Source organism: Sessilibacter corallicola, assembly GCF_021290925.1.
In the GTDB taxonomy this organism is placed as follows: Bacteria; Pseudomonadota; Gammaproteobacteria; order Pseudomonadales; family Cellvibrionaceae; genus Sessilibacter; species Sessilibacter corallicola.
Genome location: NZ_JAJSLX010000001.1, coordinates 115,905 through 134,287, shown reverse-complemented (window position 1 = coordinate 134,287; position 18,383 = coordinate 115,905). Strand labels below are relative to the sequence as shown.

Annotated in this window: 12 protein-coding genes; 6 read left to right on the top strand and 6 right to left on the bottom strand. The window is 42.1% G+C overall.

Translation table 11 applies throughout. From position 1 onward, the window contains the following. Window positions 1–44: 44 nt before the first annotated feature. Entirely contained in the window at window positions 45–1,799 is a 1,755-nt protein-coding gene (locus tag LU361_RS00475; protein ID WP_233086349.1) for a bifunctional protein-serine/threonine kinase/phosphatase, read from the bottom strand. A gap of 179 nt (window positions 1,800–1,978) precedes the next feature. Further along, on the bottom strand, window positions 1,979–3,454 hold the full coding sequence (locus tag LU361_RS00470) for a NarK family nitrate/nitrite MFS transporter (RefSeq protein ID WP_233086348.1): 1,476 nt from the start codon (window positions 3,452–3,454) through the stop codon (window positions 1,979–1,981). 560 nt (window positions 3,455–4,014) lie between these two features. On the opposite strand from LU361_RS00470, the gene LU361_RS00465 reads away from it, so the two are divergent. Continuing rightward, window positions 4,015–7,029 (top strand): leucine-rich repeat domain-containing protein, encoded by a 3,015-nt coding sequence (locus tag LU361_RS00465; protein WP_233086347.1) that lies wholly within the window; start codon window positions 4,015–4,017, stop codon window positions 7,027–7,029. Window positions 7,030–7,125: 96 nt separating this feature from the next. On the opposite strand, the gene yghU is transcribed toward LU361_RS00465, so the two are convergent. Further along, complete coding sequence (gene yghU / locus LU361_RS00460) at window positions 7,126–7,977, bottom strand: glutathione-dependent disulfide-bond oxidoreductase (protein ID WP_233086346.1); 852 nt, start codon at window positions 7,975–7,977, stop codon at window positions 7,126–7,128. Window positions 7,978–8,111: 134 nt separating this feature from the next. Next, window positions 8,112–9,191 (bottom strand): SMP-30/gluconolactonase/LRE family protein, encoded by a 1,080-nt coding sequence (locus LU361_RS00455; RefSeq protein WP_233086345.1) that lies wholly within the window; start codon window positions 9,189–9,191, stop codon window positions 8,112–8,114. A gap of 97 nt (window positions 9,192–9,288) precedes the next feature. On the opposite strand from LU361_RS00455, the gene LU361_RS00450 reads away from it, so the two are divergent. The 3 genes from LU361_RS00450 (at window position 9,289) to LU361_RS00440 (ending at window position 11,909) form a co-directional block, all read left to right on the top strand. Beyond that, the gene (locus LU361_RS00450) at window positions 9,289–10,167 is read left to right on the top strand and encodes a LysR family transcriptional regulator (protein WP_233086344.1); all 879 of its coding nucleotides are present in this window, start codon (window positions 9,289–9,291) and stop codon (window positions 10,165–10,167) included. Between the two features lie 265 nt (window positions 10,168–10,432). Then, window positions 10,433–11,089 carry a hypothetical protein gene (locus tag LU361_RS00445; protein WP_233086343.1) on the top strand — a complete coding sequence of 219 codons (657 nt, stop codon included), beginning with the start codon at window positions 10,433–10,435 and terminating at the stop codon, window positions 11,087–11,089. Between the two features lie 73 nt (window positions 11,090–11,162). Further along, a complete protein-coding gene (locus LU361_RS00440; protein WP_233086342.1) occupies window positions 11,163–11,909 on the top strand; it encodes a metallophosphoesterase family protein in 747 nt (248 codons plus the stop codon). A gap of 37 nt (window positions 11,910–11,946) precedes the next feature. Here the strand turns inward: LU361_RS00440 and LU361_RS00435 are convergent, their stop codons facing one another. After that, entirely contained in the window at window positions 11,947–12,552 is a 606-nt protein-coding gene (locus LU361_RS00435; protein ID WP_233086341.1) for a cysteine hydrolase family protein, read from the bottom strand. A 114-nt stretch (window positions 12,553–12,666) separates the two neighbouring features. Here LU361_RS00435 and LU361_RS00430 point away from each other — a divergent pair, with 114 nt between their 5' ends. Further along, entirely contained in the window at window positions 12,667–13,617 is a 951-nt protein-coding gene (locus LU361_RS00430) for a GlxA family transcriptional regulator (protein WP_233086340.1), read from the top strand. Between the two features lie 116 nt (window positions 13,618–13,733). On the opposite strand, the gene LU361_RS00425 is transcribed toward LU361_RS00430, so the two are convergent. Beyond that, on the bottom strand, window positions 13,734–15,734 hold the full coding sequence (locus LU361_RS00425) for a c-type cytochrome (RefSeq protein WP_233086339.1): 2,001 nt from the start codon (window positions 15,732–15,734) through the stop codon (window positions 13,734–13,736). Window positions 15,735–17,265: 1,531 nt separating this feature from the next. Between LU361_RS00425 and LU361_RS00420 the strand changes: the two genes are divergently transcribed. Next, a complete protein-coding gene (locus LU361_RS00420; protein WP_233086338.1) occupies window positions 17,266–18,381 on the top strand; it encodes a CgnE/CgnB domain-containing protein in 1,116 nt (371 codons plus the stop codon). Window positions 18,382–18,383: the final 2 nt, after the last annotated feature.

The following is an 18,383-nucleotide window of genomic DNA, read 5'->3' as shown; positions in this document are numbered from 1 at the left end:
TAAGAACCAAAGCCTTAAAAAGACGAATGTAATGAGTTGAGAGCTTACGTATTTTGTGACATCCAAAAAAATTGCACCAACACTATAACCATCAAAATAATGCTGATACTTCGCCAAACCAATACTGGGTTGCGCTCAATCAGCGGTTTTTTTCGGTGATCTTCAAGAAACGTTGGGTTAGGGCGATTCAAATCTCGCGATAACTCAGACATTGCCGAGTAGCGATGCTTGGGGTCTGGATGACAGGCTTTTTGCACCGTTAAATCCAACCACGTTGGAATGTCGGGAGAAAACGTCTTTAATGAAATGTACGACCAATCCGAATAGTAACGCGTGACTTTTCCCTGATGATTTAAATCGGTGAACGGCAGCTTTGCGCTCAGCATTTCGTAAATAATCACCCCGAGCGAAAAAATATCCGATTGATGGCAACCGGTTTCACCAAAGAAATATTCCGGCGCCGTGTAACCCGCGGTACCGGCTGGACATTCGTCCTGCAATTGATTGGCAATTTCCGTTAGGCTGTCGACCTTAACCGTGCCAAAATCAATTAATTTAACGTTGTTTTCGTGGTCAATTAACACGTTTTCGGGCTTAAGATCACGATGGACGATATTAAGCCGTTGCAACACACGCAGCGCTTTAATCAGTGATTCTATAATGGGCCTGATTTTAACAATGCTGGGATTCGGGTTTTCACGCATCCAATCCCGTAACGAAATGCCTTGAATGTACTCGCACACGTGGTACAGAAAATTGCTGTTTTTATCGTGCGGATAAATCTTCATGATAGATTTATGATCAATGGTTTGACCGATCCATTGTTCGTTAATAAAACCGTCCAAATAATGCAGGTTTTCAGCAAAATTTTGTGACGGTGCTTTTAACACACACAGTTTTTTTGTCTCTAAATCGCGGACCAAATACACGTGGCTGCGGCTGCCCGCATGAATTACCTTTTCGACGTAATAGTGATCAATTTTATTGCCTTGGCGCATGGCCGGCGGAATCACCCGTTTAGTCAGGCTGCGATGAATTTCATCAAGATTGGCATTAGGCGTGTTTTCTACCTTGGTAATCAAGCAGGTGAGATTATCCGAGCTGCCTTGATTAAGCGCGTAATCCACCAAACTTTTTGCGCAGGTAGCCAGGGATAAATGCTTTACCGATAAAAAGCTGTGCAGATTTTTTTCGTCGATATAATCGTGCACGCCATCACTGGTGAGTAAAAACATATCACCGGGTTCGATATCCGTTACCGAGTGATCCACTTCTAACAATGGATCAATACCCAAGGCGCGGTACAAAATATTTTTTTGACCTTGGTAATTATGGGTGTGGTCTCGGGTTAACAATTCCAACGAATCATTGCGCCAGCGATAAATACGGGTATCGCCAATATGGAAAATATGCGCGGTGGTGGATTTAAAAACCACAGCGCTGAACGTAGTAACCAAACTGTTTTGCTGGCTAAAATCGCCACGGCCTTGATGGTACAACCAAGAGTTTAATGCTTGTAACACCTGCGCCGCGCTTTTCTTTACCGACCAGGTTTGCGGCGTGCTGTAATAATCATTGATAAAACTGGTTACCGCCGTATTACTGGCCTCGTGGGAGCGATCGCTGCTGCTGATACCGTCGGCGACACACAAGGTAATGCCTTTGAGTTTTACGTCTCGCTCAGAAGGTGTGAATGCCGAAAACGCATCCTGATTAATGTCTTTAATTCCCTGAGACGTATAACCCGCAAAACTGAGGTTTAATTGAAGCTTATCGTTGGTGTCGGTTATTGGTTGCATGGGCTGGATTGCAAGCGCTGGTTCTAGAGTAATTTTGGAATGTTAGTTTAAATTCAATAATAATTGAAATTATAGAAGGCTTATTATTGTTTTACACCCATTATTGCTCGGGCGTTTAAGAGTGGCACATCCTTGTGCCTTGGCATGAAAAAGCTGGAAATTTTTAGAGCAAATAATAATTAAGATTTAGCAACGTCAATCATGGTGATATTGCCGTCTTCACCGACTTCAACAATTTGACCTTTCGGTTCGTCTAAGAACAGTAACGCAACAAAACCTAACGCCGCCGTGCCTGCAATCACGTAGAAGAATTGGCTGTAATCAACAAAGGTTAAAACGGTTAAGTACACCACCGCACCGACGTTACCGTAAGCACCGGTCATACCGGCGATTTGTCCAGTCAAGCGGCGTTTAATTAAGGGTACCACCGCAAATACCGCACCTTCGCCTGACTGCACAAAGAAAGAACAGGTCATGGCTGCAACGACCGCCAACCACACAGGCCAACTGCTGTTAACGTTACCCATTAATAAATAACCCAACGCCAAGCCTGCGGTTAAAATTAATAACGTGGGTTTACGGCCAAAGCGATCCGACAACCAACCACCGCCTGGGCGCGACATTAAATTCATAAACGCGTACGCCGACGCCACCATACCGGCAACCACTGGCGAAAGCTCAAAGGTATCGGAGAAGAATAACGGCAACATAGATACTACCGCCAATTCAGAACCAAAGGTGGCAAAGTACAAAACGTTTAATACCGCCACTTGTTTAAAGCTGTAACGGTGAATTTCTGGCACCGGCTCTTTAAAGACGTTTTTATTTACTTTCCAAACTTGGGTTAATTCGTACAAATACAGCGCCGTTAAACCCGCGTAAATAGCGTTCACCGCAAAATGGCTCACCAAGCCCACACCGCTTGGCGATAATTTCCAAGCCAGCAGTGCTAACGCCAAATACATCGGTAATTTCATGATTAATAAAAAGAAGAAATCACCCTTAGAGGTTACTTCCATTGCGCCGAGGTTTTTTGGGCGAAAATAGGTAGATCCTTTGGGTGTGTCTGATACGTTTTTCCAAAACACAAACGAGAACAACAAGCTCATAACACCGGTAATGCCCATAGCATAACGCCAGCCGTCATCACCGCCAAAAACAACGGCAAGTGTAGGTAAGGTAAACGCTGCGGCCGCAGAACCAAAATTACCCCAGCCACCATAAATACCTTCGGCCGTACCTAATTCGTTGTGAGGGAACCACTCAGACACCAAGCGAATACCAATGACAAAACCGGCACCAATACAGCCCAGGGCAAAGCGGGCAATTGCCGCTTGGGTAAAGTTATCGGCCAAGGCGAACATAAAACACGGAATGGAACACACGGCTAATAACGCTGAATAGGTAATTTTCGGTCCGTATTTATCGGTCAGCATGCCAATAAGCACACGCGCCGGAATGGTGATGGCCACGTTCAAAATTAACAAGGTTTTAATTTCTTCAGTGCTTAAACCCAAAGACTCTTTTACCGCTTGCAGCAAAGGCGCCAGGTTAAACCACACCACAAAGGTAATGAAGAAGGCTATCCAACTAAAATGCAGGACCTTCATTTTCCCCTGAAACGAGAACAGGTTGAAACTACTTGATTGAGCCATGTGGACCTCGAAGCTTGTCGTATTTAATTTGCGCTCAATAAAGCAAAATGCATGCGTGTTATATTAACTTATTGATTCAAAAAGATTTTATTACCTTTGTGGTAATTAATGGTGCAAAAATAAATGATTGATATTTGATGATTGTTTTAAGTTGGTGCTTATAAAAAGTTAAAGTGCACAATATGAATGCATAAAAAATCTGTTTTCTAAATGGCTGTTTGATTTTTGAATCCAATAAGAATTTTTCTGTAATATTTTTGTGCATTCGGTGCGAAATTCACAAATTATCAATGAACCAAAATAAGCAACTTTCTTAAATTAGCGAAAAACGCCCAGCAATACTCACTCAAATACACAGCCACAGTTTACGTTTTATCCGTTTAAAAAATGATCATTTCGAGCCCGCTAACCTATAAACTTATTGAACCTCTTAACTCGAAATACGCCCTCAAGAGATGAATCACACGCCAAAACACCAACTTGCATGAAGGTTTGTTCACACACCCTAAGCAACATGCGATAGTTATCCAAACACTATCGACTGAGTGCAAGGGACGAGAATGGATTGGCGCAACAAAACTCCAGCAGAAAATTATGCCGAGGCTGAACGACGAATTGAAAATTGGCAGCCGGGTGAAGCGTTGGATTTGTCGGGTTTGAGCGAGTTGGAGGAAATACCGGAGAGTATTGCCGAGCTTAAAGAACTGGAAGTGCTCTATTTATCGAATTTGGATGAAAGTAGATCTTATTATTTGCCTACAAAGGTGAGTGAACTAAATCCTCTACGCGAGTTAGCCAACTTGCAGCACCTTAACTGCAGGTGTACTCATGTCTGTGACCTAAGCCCTTTGAGCGAGTTAACCAACCTACAGGTATTAGATTGCGGTTATACTCAAGTAAGTGATTTAAGCCCTTTGAGTGGCTTAAGTCACCTGCAAAGTTTTGATTGTTGTGGCACTGTAGTAAGTGATTTAAGTCCTTTAAGCAGCTTAAGTAACTTGCAAGACCTTAATTGCAGTCAGACTGAAGTAAGTGATTTAAGTCCGTTGAGAGGCTTAAACAAACTGGAAGTATTAGATTGTAGCCAGACTCAAGTAGTTGATCTAAGTCCGTTGAGTGGATTAAGTCATCTGCGAAGTTTTAGTTGTTTTTTTACTAAAGTAAGTGACCTAAGTCCATTGTGCAAGCTAACCAATTTGATATGGCTTGATTGCTCAGATTCCAGTGTTACTGATTTAAATCCCATAAGTGGATTATATTTTTTAACTTCTTTATTTTGCGACGGTTCTGGCGTAAGTGATTTGAGCCCTTTAAATAATTTGTACTTTCTTAGTGAACTCGATGCATATTATTGCCCAATTAATACCATAGATTATGAATTAGTCTTTGGTGAGAACCTGGAATCACTGTGCTTAGGCGGTAGCAAAATTGTAGGAATACCTGCCGAGGCCTTGTCTGCTGAGCCAGGTAGGGATTGCCTTCCAAAATTAAGAGCACACCTAACCGACTTAGCCGAAAGCCAAAACCAACAGCAAGAAGCCAAGCTAATGATTATTGGCAATGGTCGTGTCGGTAAAACACAAATTTGCAGGCAATTATCCAATTTAGAATTTGAGCAAAATTCGGATTCTACCCACGGTATTACTATTTCTTCCACCTCAGTACCTAATAACGAATCCGCGCGTTTTCACTTGTGGGATTTTGGCGGCCAAGATATTTACCACGGCACCCACGCGTTATTTATGCGCAGCCGGTCAGTCTTTTTATTGGCTTGGACGCCTGAAATGGAAGACTCAGAGACCCATACTTATGGCGGTATGAGTTTTCGTAATTATCCGTTGTTGTATTGGTTAAATTACATTAAGCAGTTTGGCGGTACCGATTGCTCAGTGATTATTGTGCAAACTCACTGTGATGAACCCGGCCAAGTGCAAACCTTGCCAAGTGATGTTTATGCAATGCTTGGAGAGTTTAGATACTGGAAAGCACTCGATTACAGCGCCTTAAATAACCGTGGTAGAGCCGCATTGGATGAAGCGCTCACCGAAGCTTATCAACAAATTGATCAACCGTTTATTGGTGTGGGACGGCAACGGGTTATTGACCAATTGCAAACCTGGATAGATGACGATTCTAAAAGGCTAGTCGAACAGCGCCAGCACCGAACCATTCAATACAATGATTTTGTAATGCTGTGTGAAAATACCGGTGATATCTCTAGCCCAGAATTATTTTTAGATTTTTTGCACAACTGCGGCAATGTATTTTATCAACAAGGTTTGTTTAATAATCAAATTATTCTAGACCAAGCCTGGGCGTTTGAGGCCATTTACGCAGTATTTAATCGCGATAACTGTTATAAAATTTTAAAAGAAAAAATGCACGGCAAGTTTGATCGTGATGTGTTGGCTATGCTGTTGTGGAATGAGCTGGGTTTTTCTGAACAGGAGCAGATTTTATTTATCCATTTTATGGTGTCTTGCAGTATTTGTTTTTGTCTGGATAAACATTGGCAAGAAGAGAGTTTAGAGGAAAAATATGAATATCTTGCTCCGGATTTATTACCGGACGAGCCACCACAGGATTTAACCGAAAAATGGCAACCCGATATACCCATTGAAAACGCGGTATTCAGTTATGATTTATTACCCTCGGTACTGTTGCGAAACTTTATGGCTGAGGTTGGCCGTGACGCAGGTTTGGCTGGGGATTACTGGCATAATGGCTTTTTTGTACCGGAGCGCACTACCCTAAGCCGTGCCTTAATCACCCAAACCAAAACCGGTAATTGGCAAGGTGAGATTTGCATACAAACCCAAGGCTTAGGCGCGGAACAATTACTTACATCACTGATTAATCAGCTAGAGCGTGTTGAGCAGAAAATTGGTATTCGTGCTACGCAAAAAGAAAGCGCTTTAGATAATACAAAATTACAACACGAGTTTGCAGATAATTCTGATATGAAAGAACCGGAATTTGAACCTGATTACGCCCAAGAAAAGCCTCAGCAAAAAGAATACTTTGTTTCTTACGCCTGGAACGATGATAAAACTGACGCCGGTAAAACAAGAGAAGAAAAAGTCAATCAGTTATGCACCGATGCCGAGGCAAAGTTCGGTATTAGTATTGTTCGTGATAAAAATACCCTTCAATTTGGCGACAGTATCACTAAATTTATGAACCGCATTGGTAAAGGTGAAAGGGTGTTTATTTTCTTAAGTGATAAATACCTAAAATCTGCCAATTGCATGTATGAGCTTCATCAAATTTGGGTGCAATCAAAACAGGACGGAGACAGACTCAGTGAAGTTATTCGGGTATTTACGCTTGATGACGCCCAAATTTGGGAAATTGAAAATCGTTTAGAATATTCGGCGTATTGGAATGCCAAGCATGAAAAGTTAGAAGCCGCAATTGAGAAATTCGGTATAAAAAGCTTAAGTAAGAATGATATGAACCGGTATGTAGCCATTAAAAAGTTTGCCAATACCGTGGGTGAGGTATTAACCGAAGTGGCTGATCGAGTACAACCACGCAAATGGCAAGATTTTCTCGAATACGGTTTTCAAGAGTAAAGTACTTCAAACTTATTTTACTCACTTTATAAACCGGCCCTTTTATTAACCGTTAAAAATCAATAAAAGGGCCAGATTACTAGTAGTTTTTAAAAATTAACCCGAGGTTCTAACGTTATCAAAATCGCTGGCATCGTGGCGTTCAAGCAATTGCTCGTCTTCGTCGCCCCAAAAGCGATTGACCAATCGACCGCGACGTACGGCAGGGCGGTTGTAAATTTCATCGGCCCAGCGGCAAACGTGTTCGTAGTCTTTTACTTGCAAAAACTCTTCGGCCTCGTACATAACACCGCGCACCAACAAACCGTACCAAGACCAAATTGCCATATCGGCAATGGTGTACTCGTCACCGCCAATGTATTTGCGCTCGGCTAAGGTTTTATTCAATAAATCCAATTGGCGTTTGGTTTCCATTGAAAAACGATTAATCGCGTATTCAATTTTAATGGGCGCGTAGTGATAAAAATGGCCAAAACCGCCACCCAAATACGGTGCCGAACCTTGCAACCAAAATAACCAGTTCATTACTTCGGTTTTTTCGGCAAGATCGGTGGGCAAAAACTTGCCAAATTTTTCTGCTAGGTAAAGCAAAATTGCGCCAGACTCAAACACGCGCACGGGGTTTTCCAACGAGCGATCTACCAATGCAGGAATTTTTGAGTTTGGGTTAATATCAACAAAGCCGCTAGAGAATTGTTCGCCGTCGCCAATGCGAATTAAAAACGCGTCGTACTCGGCTTCTTTAACGCCAGCTTCTAACAGCTCTTCGAGCATAATAGTAACTTTTTGGCCGTTGGGCGTACCCATAGAATAAAGCTGAAGCGGGTGCTTGCCGACGGGTAATTCTTTGTCGTATGTTGCGCCAGAAATTGGGCGGTTTACCTTGTCCCAAACACCAGCGTCTTCTTGTTCCCAGGTCCAAATTTTTGGTGGATTGTATTCAGTCATAAATGCGTATCCGTAAAATGTCGTTTATTCTCTGTATTTCACAGCGAATAATGAATCGATCTAAAACCCATAACATATGGTTGCGTCTTGTTCAAAACCAACAGCAACTTTATTGACCATGATTTTCGAAAAATTTAACGTCCGTTAATTAATGGGCCTTCGCCTTTAAATCGCACGATTTTAAACTTACCCTTTGCGTCATTTTTCCCGCCGTTTAACGGTGGGCTTCTAAAAAGTTCGTTAATGGTTGTGTAAATATAACCGTCGACGCCTACAGCAAAGCCATCCGGCCAGGGCAGTGTTTTCTTCGATTGATGCAATACATCGTAGCTGCCGTCGGGGCGAATAACGCCAATAGAGTGATCCGTTACCGAAGTAATATACACATTACCATCGGCATCGACGGTGGTGCCATCAGAAATTGGTTTTGATCCGTAACGTTCAACGTTTGCTTCTAAGGCTTGATTGGAGAGCGATTCGTCGAGCAGGTATTTCGTTTCAATGCGATACATGGATTGCCCAGACATAGGCGCGAAATAAACCCAGGTATTGGTGGGGTCAACGGTGATTGGATTGACACCGATGCGGGCGGGGTTTTCTCCTAAATGCACCACTTTTTTATCGATCACCATATCGATATTTTCAGGCACGGTGTATTTCGAGCCTTCGAGCACGCGACGGGTTTTTCCGGTGTTCATATCGACAATAATCAGTGCGGAATTTTTGCCGTCGCCGGTATCGGCGATGTATATCGCGTTGTTGCTGTTATCAATGGCTAAATCGTTTAAAAAAGACGTCGCGCGGGTGGTGGGTTTGGCAAGATAAAACACCTTATGCAGCGATTCTGAGCGCGTATCCCAGCCAACCACTCGACCGCCGCGTTCGCTGTTTTGGCCGTCTAGCATCCATAAAATACCTTGGCGATCCACGCGCAAACCCAGCACGCCATTTAAGCCAACGCCGTTATCTTTGGGTGCTCGCGCCCATGCTTCGGTTGGGTAGGGTTTGGTCGAGCCGTCTTTAAGCACTTCCACTACGCGCAATTCTGGCCCGTAAAATTCATGAACACTCATAAATAAGCGGCCATCGGGAGCGATTGCTAAGTTACCCGGCGGCGTTGATGCATCAAAGGTGGCTACGGTTTCTAGCTTATCGGCCTGAGCAATGCCGGCAATACATAATGATAAAATCAATGAATGGAACTGCTTTTTCATTTAGATCTCCTCTGTCGTGACCGTATTATATTTAGAAAACATCGATTAGAATCGACTAAATACTGAAACCAGCTTTCGAAAAATTCGAACAATCGCCATGTATAACCTACAAGACCTGGAATCCTTTGTTGCTGTGGCCCACACCGGCAGTTTGACGTCGGCGGCTAATCAGTTAGGAATTTCCACCGCCACCACCAGCCATCGTATCAGCAAGCTCGAAGGTGCCTTGAGCTTGGTGCTCTTTCACCGAAACAGCCGCAACGTGTCTTTGACGGCAGAAGGCGAAGTGTTTTTGGAGCGCATCGAACAGATACTGATAGATTTAAAGCAGGCCGAAATCGACGCGGGATCGTGTTCGGTGCGCGGTCATCTGCGGGTTACCGTATCGCCTTGGGTGTTAAATCGTTATTTAATGCCAAGATTATCGGAATTTCTGGGAGCGCATTCTGGTTTAACCTTAGAATTTCAGCCCATTGATCGTTACGTACCACTGGTCGAAGAGCGACAAGATTGCGCCATTCGCATCGGCCAACTTTCCGACAGCGCACTGGTTGCCCGAAAAATTTGCAATAACGAACGCGTCATTTGTGCATCGCCCAATTTACTGAACAAGATTGGTCAGCCAAAGACAATTCCCGATTTGTTATCGGCACCTTGGGTATCGTTACCTTGGCAAATAAAAGTCGAGTTACTTAACCCAAAAAAAGAATCGCAAATGATAGCAATACAGCGGCCAATCTTATTCAGACAATCCGATTCACTCACCGAAGCCGCAAAGCAAGGTTTGGGTTTGGCATTAAAATCAAAACTTGCGATTCAACAAGAGCTGGATGACGGCAGTTTGGTAGAGGTTAAACTCAATCAGCTCGCACCCAGCCAAGCGCCGATTTGGTTTGTGACAACTTCTGAAGGGAAAAACAGTCCTAAAGTTAAAGCATTTCGGGATTTTGTATTTTCGGTTTTAGAAAAAAATTAAGGTAACCGAGAGTTTCTATTGCTTGCAAACACTAAATATGTCATTTGATGTGATCTAAATTCAAAAAGTTAATGGTATTATGTTTTTTGTTGCATTTCGTTATTTCATCGCGCTGATCGTGTTTTCTACCGTGAGTATTAAATCGTACTCCTTGTCGTGTGAAGGAATGATTGAGGAATTCTATTTTACGTGTGAAAACTCTGTTTGCAGTCCTGAGTTTCAAATCAGCTTCAAACGAACAGGGGGATGTTCTAGACGATTGTTGGTGTCGCCTATACCCGACGAAGTGAGTGACTATTTAAAGGCGAATACCCAAGAGTTTTTTAACCAAGATGGCCTTTACTCATTAGAAATTTATTTTCATGGTTGGAGTTATTCGCCTATTACTGATGTTGATTCTTTAGAAAAGAAGCTTCATAGAGAATATAAGCCATACTTATTAATACATGATATCGATCTTGATCAAAACTCAATGTTAATAAAGTTTTTACTGAGAGATGAAAAGCTGAGTTCTGAATTAGGTCATCGTGCGGTTGGTTACGATTATTTGGGTGATCTCAATGATGCAGAAGTTGATTTCATAAAGAGTGAATTTGTATCTCAGCATACAAAGGGCTTTATTAAACATCTATTTGTCCAAATTGTTCGCTGGGGCGGACTTGTATTGGTTCTATTTGCGTTCGTATATTCTATTGATCGTTTTTATCGACGGTTTTTTGTTGATTCAACCGTTGATCGTTTCGCGTTATTGATTCAATCTGGGCTGATTGGAATTTGTATACTCGCTATTTTTATTAGCATCGATAATGTCTGGCCTGGTAGCTTACTGCTACCTATTATCGTAATTGTCATGTTTGCTGAGCTATACAGTATTGTTAGAAAAAAGCTTACCACTCGAAAGCTGAATAATTCCAGTCGTTAGATTTTTATTCTTATGATTAAATTTTAACGTTATTTATTAATACTTCAAATTCTATATGTCTTAGGAATAGACGATGAAAATAGCCGCCATTTCCGATATTCACAGTAATGTTTACGCACTTAATGCCGTGTTAAAAGACATTAAAACTCGCGGTGTGAATGTAACGGTAAATTTGGGTGATATTCTCTACGGGCCGATTGCTCCGAGGGTAACTTACGACCTGTTAATGGCGCACAATATCGTGACAATTCGCGGTAATCAAGATCGTCAAATTTACGAAGCTACCAAGAGTGATATTGAGCAAAACCCAACCTTAGCGTTTATTCTAAACGATTTAGGGCCCGAACCGCTTGAGTGGATGAAAGCTCTGCCGCCTACTCACCAGTTAACCGATGACGTTTTTTTATGTCATGGTACACCCACCAGTGATTTAATTTATTTGTTAGAAAACGTTGAAACCGGCAAGCCCGTGGTTCGTTCTGAAAAAGACATTTTGTCGTTGTTGGGCAATCAGAAATCTTCAGTTGTTGTGTGCGGTCACACGCATATTCCAAGAGCGGTTTCGCTCGCTTCTGGGCAACTTATTGTGAATACGGGCAGTGTTGGTTTACCGGCGTATTGTGATGATGAACCCATTGTTCACGCGATGGAAAATTACAGTCCACACGCGAACTACGTAATCTTAGAAAAGCACGATAGTGATTGGAGTGTAAATACAATCAACGTGGCTTACGATTATCAAAAGGCCGCGCAAGATGCCAGTAAGCGCGGCCGAGACGATTGGGCCTACTACTTATCTACCGGAAGGGCAAATTCGTAAAAATATTGCTTTAAAGTATATTTTCTAGGATTGCAAATTAATCTGGCACGTCTGCTGCGCTCGGTACTACGGCAGACGGTAAATCCGAGAGTGCCGCCAGTGCTGCTTCATTTAATAAATCCGATGGAATGATTTTACCGGTCGTTTTTGACGGTAGGGCACGTGTTGCCGTTGCCGAAGCAACCACGGTAGGGTTAAACCCTAGCGAAAATGCATTTCTTGCGGTTGAGTTCACGCACATGTGCGACATAAAGCCCGTTAAAATTAAATTTTTAACGTCGGCTTTTTTTAGCATTGCTTCCAATTCTGTTCCTACAAATGAACTCGGGTAGTTTTTCACGATTACAGGTTCGCCTTCTATCGGCGCGACAACATCGGCGATTTGTCCGATTGGCGCGTTAACGTCATAAGGTGAACCTTCGCCTGCATCGTGTTGAATGTGATAAACCGGGCGGCCGCTTGCGCGAAATTTTTCCAATAATATTCGGCATTCTTTTAATGCGCCTTCCACGCCGTCGAGCTTCATCACGCCTTCGCGGTAGGTATTTTGTGCGTCGATAATAATCAATGCCGAGGTGCTGATGGAACTTGCTTCGTTACTTAAGCCGACAAGTTCTCTTAATGTGGTTGATGGCTCAGACATGGTTTTTCTCTCATTAGTTTTCTGAATGGATTACGTTGCCGTGGTGATGGCGACTATTATTCGGAAAATTTGTCTTCTATACTAAAGGCGAAATTGGCATAAATGAGGTTCAAAGTGACAAATTCTCAGATCCACGTTGGAATTGTCCATTACCCAGGTGCAATGCTCTCGGCGGTACAGGGGTTAGCCGAACAGTTTTATTTGGCAAATCAATTTTGTTCAGAACACGGTTTACAACAAACCTTTAAAACCTACACGTGCGACAGCCAAAATTTGGAACAATCGTTTGAAAATTCTCAGGAAAACTTTCACGTGGTTATTTTGCCGCCGTGCTTGTACGAACAGTATTATCTTAAACCGCAATCCGATTTAATCGATTGGCTGCAACTGCAACATAAGCAAGGTGCGATTATTTGTTCGGTGTGTGCCGGAGCGTTTATTTTGGCGGAAACCGGATTGCTCGACGGGCGTAAAGTAACGAGCCATTGGAAGCTCGCTGATGATCTGGCTCGAAACTTTCCGAATATTCAGGTAGACAGCAGTCGATTGCTGATTAACGACACCGATATTATTACTTCTGGCGGATTAATGAGTTGGGTCGATTTAGGCTTGGAATTGGTTGCGTTATTTACCAATTCAAAATTAATGCGGCAGTTGGGTCGATTTTTGTTAGTCGATACCGGCTCTCGTGAGCAGAGTTATTATCAAAGTTTTTGTACGCGTTTGGATCATGGCGATGAAATAATTATTCGGGTTCAGCATCAATTACAAAAAAGTTTTCACCAAGCGATAAAAGTGAGCCAACTTGCCGAAACCGTTAATTTAACCGAACGAACCTTTTTGCGGCGATTTGTTAATGCAACCGGATTAAAACCCACGCAGTACATTCAGCGTTTACGCATTCAAAAAGCGTGTGAGTTAATTGAAAGCACCACTAAATCTATAGAGCGCGTTGCCGCCGATGTAGGTTACGAAGATGTCAGTGCATTTCGAAAAATGTTTATCAAAATTACCGAGCAAACACCAAGAGAATATAAAAATCGATTTGTTCGCAGTGAGGTTTGAATAAAAAATTAGCAGTTAGATTTGAATGGAAAGCTAATTGAAGAATAAGCTTGTTTGGAAAACTACCGGAGGAATAACATCCTCCAGCAGTTAGCCCAAGGTGTAATTAATACAACTTATAAGGTTTTTAAGTATTCGATAATTGCCATTTTATCGTCATGATTTAATTTAGGGCCAATTTTTCCGGTGACTTTTATGTCGTCAAAAAGGTGGCCGGTATTATGATTGCCTGGCTCACGTGTATCGAGCACGAAACGTCCGTCGGCGTAATCGGGAGTGACTTTGTAATAGGTGTTGCTGTACTTGCTATTTAACGTGTTAACTTTCGCAGGCTGCACAATGCCTAAATTAACCACGTCAAATTCTTGATTGCCCAATTCAATAAATGTTGGGCGCTCACTTTGCGTTGACAGCAAGTCGTAAATGGTCGCAATTGAACCGTTATGTAAAAACGGTGCGGTTGCCCATACGCCGTTTAGTGGTCGGGCTTTGTAGCCTAATCCTACCTGCAAACAGTTCGGGCGTCCGCCTTCCATTGTGCTGATTTGAGAATCCGGCACAAAATTTTGAGCAAACCACTGTAAGTTGGTTCGCTGCACAAACGCACCCAGCGACAAGCCGTAGTTGGCCGTGGCGCTGTCTTTCATTTCTACGTAGCGCAATGCAACTGTTCCGTCTTCGTCGGGTAAAGGCGTGCATACCTCAGTGTTTAAATTCAATCCTGTGGTATCAACGGTACGGTTAGGCAATACTTCGGCTTGGGCTGGATCGGTTCCAATGTGCGTTAACGGAATGATATTCAGTGTTAGGTAGGCGTCTTCGGTTTCTTTGATTTCACCATTTTCAACGTATTGAATTTTTTGCCAATAATCATCTTGCCAAAACGCCGTTGTGTTCATGGCCGGTAAGTGACAACCCTGACACAAGTCTTGATACAGCTCTTGCCCTTTTTTGGCAGCGTCGGTGTTGATTTCTGGAAAATCACTCGGCCATTTTGGCGCGCGTAAGCCGTTGATTTCTTGATTGGCTTGGGGTTGGTCACCAGCCAGCCATTTTTCCATTCTGACCAGATTATGGTAATTAATAGAAGACGCAAATCGTTGTTGATCGGGACCGGTAGTATCCACAAAAGCTTCTACACCCAGCGCTTCGCCCGCGTTTCTGACCAGTGGTTGCATAATGGAGCCATCGTATTGCACCCAATCAAACCAAGAGGTCGTCCAAATATGCGGGTAATTTACTGGTGCATCAATCGGCGCGTAATTTTCAGGGCGATCCATTGCCGTATCGAACACCTGATTACCAATTCGATTTAGCGCATCCAAGCGGGTGAAGCCTTCGGTGACATTAATAACATCCACCGAGGTTACTAAATGCTTAAGCGTATTGGTTAAATCGTCTTTTAACTGGTTTCTGGTCAATACGTTGTAGTTGCTTCCTAAAACCCGTTTGGCAAATCTTTCGAAACGACCATCCAATATTGAAAACTGGCTCGACAACGCCGTTTGGCCAAGTGCGGCACCGAGGGATTTGGTCAATAAACCCAGATCAGTTGTTGCTGGGCCACCGTCAACAATGTAGCGCACATCGTCGTGAATGATTTGTCCGGTATGACAAGCTGCACAGGTAAAACCGACCGCATTGGATTTTCGGTTTAAACCGGGAAAATAAATGCTCGGTGTTTGTGCAAGGCCAATGGGGAGAGCGTTGGGATTATAGGTGGATTCATCTTGTTTGATAAATCCGAGCTTGGGTAAATCGCTTGCTATAAATAAGTCTTCACCGCCAAAAAAAATCCACCACGGATTGCTTTTGGGCGCTTCCAATGCAATAAGCCAATCGTAAGGAATCGGCAAGGTTGCGGTTCCTTGAGAGGCGTGATAGAACCAGCGAGAATTCTCACCCCAACCAGAATCGTTTAAATATTTAGTGGCGCTGGTTTGTTGGTAGGCAGGGAGTTTCGGTGGTGTCAGGCTGTATTCCAGCTTAGTAATGGCAGAGCTGACTTTCATAACAACGTATAAGCTGACAACAATGATAACCAGGGTAAACAGCCAAGACCATTTCGATTTTGCAACACGTTTGATTCGTGATTGAGGCATCACATCGGTATTCAATTTAATCTCCTTTTAAACTAATCGCGGTAAAACAGGTGTGATTTCGGTTGGAAGTTATTATTCGATATTATTATTGTCGATTCTCGATGAACCTGTTGTGCAGATACAAGTAGATGAGTGGATTTATGGCATTCTAAGGTTTATTGCCGATTTAAGAAACCTCTGATTCGCTTGAATTTATTCGAAATATAAAATATCAGGCTAATTTCCATTTATCTTTTCTTCCATGTTATACCTTCCATGTCATGAGTTAACCGTTAAACCTACAGCAGACTCCGTATTTGTGCGAACTGAGCAATTGTTGTGCTACGGCATAACTAAGCAATGGTAATGATTTTTTGTTGGTAATAAATTTATAGGAGCCTCTGATTAACCTCAAGATCACTCAGGCCAAGGAGTTTTTTTCTGATTAAGGCGTGCTTTTGAAGGTCTAACGGGTTAAATCGAAAAAGCACAACGCAGAGCAGGAAAAAACTGGAAGGCTCCGAAGGACGTGTTCTCAAGCGCACATTTGCGGCGTTGCCGTTTTTATTAAGGACTACGGCCATTAATTGCAAACGGCGTCTTGCAACTGCACGCTTGAGATCACGCTGAGTAATGTTGAGGTTAATCAGAGGCTCCTGTACGTCATTACAGCTGGTATTTTTATTCGGTAGGAATAATTTTTAAGACTGGGTTTCAAGAAGATTGGCTTTTTATTATTTGTACTTAATCGGTATCTATTATTTGTACTTATTCTCTCGTTTTAAATGCAGTTTGGTTGAAATGCAATCAGTTTGATGGTGATAAAAGCTGAGTAACTTGTCAAGAAAGCAGTTTTTGCGCGTTTTATAGTCTCTATTTTGCAAGTTAATAAGTTTACAAGTTAATAAGTTCATAAATGTAGCACGTATTATTTTTATATCGCTAAAAACGTATTTTTCTTCTTAGAATTTTTATTGCCTAACCTTTTGTTTTTAATTTCTCGTATTACTATTTTTTGTTGGTGAAGGACATTTGTTGTTAGTTCTTTGGTTTTTTTAACTATAAAGATGGTTGTTTAAAATTACCTTTTTTTCTGAATTTATTTTTAATTATTTGCAGGGTCTTGTTAATAATATTTATTTTTTAGGGTTTTTGCGTGGGTGTTTTTGTATTATTTGAATTTCTAATATACGGTTAGTGTTTAAATGGCAATTAATTTTAATTGGATTTAAATCTTTTGAAAAAACGATAATAACTGTTTTTTATTTTTCGTATTTTTTGTGGATTAGTGCGCCTAAAGAAAATGGTTGATGACATATTTTTTAACTGGTTAACATAATTTAATTTTATTTGTGAGAATTTATTTTTATTGTGGTTATATGAAATTGCTTTTTGCGCGAAAGCCTTCACTTAACTCACCATTAATTTTAGGAGAACGCCATGAAAAAGCGTAATCGTAACGGCCAATACACTGGCTCTCTGTTAGGTTAATTTTAGCAGAGAAAAGGGGGGATGAAAGATTCCCCCCTTTTTTTGTCCCATCGATTATCAACTTTGGTTATATTCTATGAAAACTGTCACGATATATCCCGAGAAAATAAGTCCCTACGGCAAGGCTGATGCAGCAGATAACTTCTGTTTGTTGACCAATTCAGAGTATGTTGAATCTTTTATTATCAGCGAGAACAACAGTTACAAAAATCGCCTGATTATAGCGTTCGATGGCGATACACCGTTCGAAGAGCTATTGAAAGATAATGTCGTACCCGATTCCTGCCATATCTTAACAATTTTACCCAATTGTTTATTGCACTCTGTTGATAAGCGCCTGTTGAATAAAAGAAAGTTGCTTATTATGGCGTGTAAGTCTGGAAAAACTTCTCTTGAAGGGATTGAGCATTTTCTAAGAATAGGCGAAAGAACCGATCCCAACCAACAGCTTGAATTCTCAGACGCATTTTTCCAAAAAGGCGAAAGCTCATCGGAGTTTAAGCTGATAAACCCTCAAATGGGTTTAGAGTGCACCTTTGATCATCTGGATGATCAGCTTGAATGGCACGAACAATTGGGTGAGCTGAGTTGGGGAGATCAGCAGGTTTTTCCTTCGGGAGAAATCGCTTGTTTTCTTGTGCCGCTTAAAATAGAACAGCTAGACAGCGCGGTTAAGTTTAAACTGAATGGAAAAATTGCCTTGAAGGGCAACGTGATCGTTCAGTCGGGACCACCTTCTTTTTTAGAAAGTGACCAACAGCGAATTTTTGAAGAGATTTCAACGATTGAACACTCAGAAGTGGTTTTAGACATCAAAGACGGTCAAATCACTCACATACAAGCAATGAGCGAAGAATCGCTGCCGGCCGCAAAAATGCTGAGTGCCTTGTTTACGGTGGATTCCAGATTCAGAAACATATACGAAGTGGGTTTTTCTATTAATACCGAGGCGACCTCCTGGCCTGGCAACAGTGCTATGAACGAAATTTGCGGCGGCGATTCGGGACGAATTCACTTAGGGCTCGGTATGTTGCCGCACACACAATATCACTTGGATATTTTTTGCGACGGCACCATCGTTAAAAATGAAAACGATGAATTACTGTTTGGCAAAATAGAAACCTCCGAATCTAATGAATCGAAGAAAATGGTACGACACCGTTCAGTCAGTTGTCCCTGCATTGAAATTTAATT

Coding starts and splice junctions, on each gene's coding strand:
- LU361_RS00475 (WP_233086349.1), bottom strand. CDS start 1,799: ATGCAACCAATAACCGACACCAACGATAAGCTTCAATTAAACCTCAGT.
- LU361_RS00470 (WP_233086348.1), bottom strand. CDS start 3,454: ATGGCTCAATCAAGTAGTTTCAACCTGTTCTCGTTTCAGGGGAAAATG.
- LU361_RS00465 (WP_233086347.1), top strand. CDS start 4,015: ATGGATTGGCGCAACAAAACTCCAGCAGAAAATTATGCCGAGGCTGAA.
- yghU (WP_233086346.1), bottom strand. CDS start 7,977: ATGACTGAATACAATCCACCAAAAATTTGGACCTGGGAACAAGAAGAC.
- LU361_RS00455 (WP_233086345.1), bottom strand. CDS start 9,191: ATGAAAAAGCAGTTCCATTCATTGATTTTATCATTATGTATTGCCGGC.
- LU361_RS00450 (WP_233086344.1), top strand. CDS start 9,289: ATGTATAACCTACAAGACCTGGAATCCTTTGTTGCTGTGGCCCACACC.
- LU361_RS00440 (WP_233086342.1), top strand. CDS start 11,163: ATGAAAATAGCCGCCATTTCCGATATTCACAGTAATGTTTACGCACTT.
- LU361_RS00435 (WP_233086341.1), bottom strand. CDS start 12,552: ATGTCTGAGCCATCAACCACATTAAGAGAACTTGTCGGCTTAAGTAAC.
- LU361_RS00420 (WP_233086338.1), top strand. CDS start 17,266: ATGAAAACTGTCACGATATATCCCGAGAAAATAAGTCCCTACGGCAAG.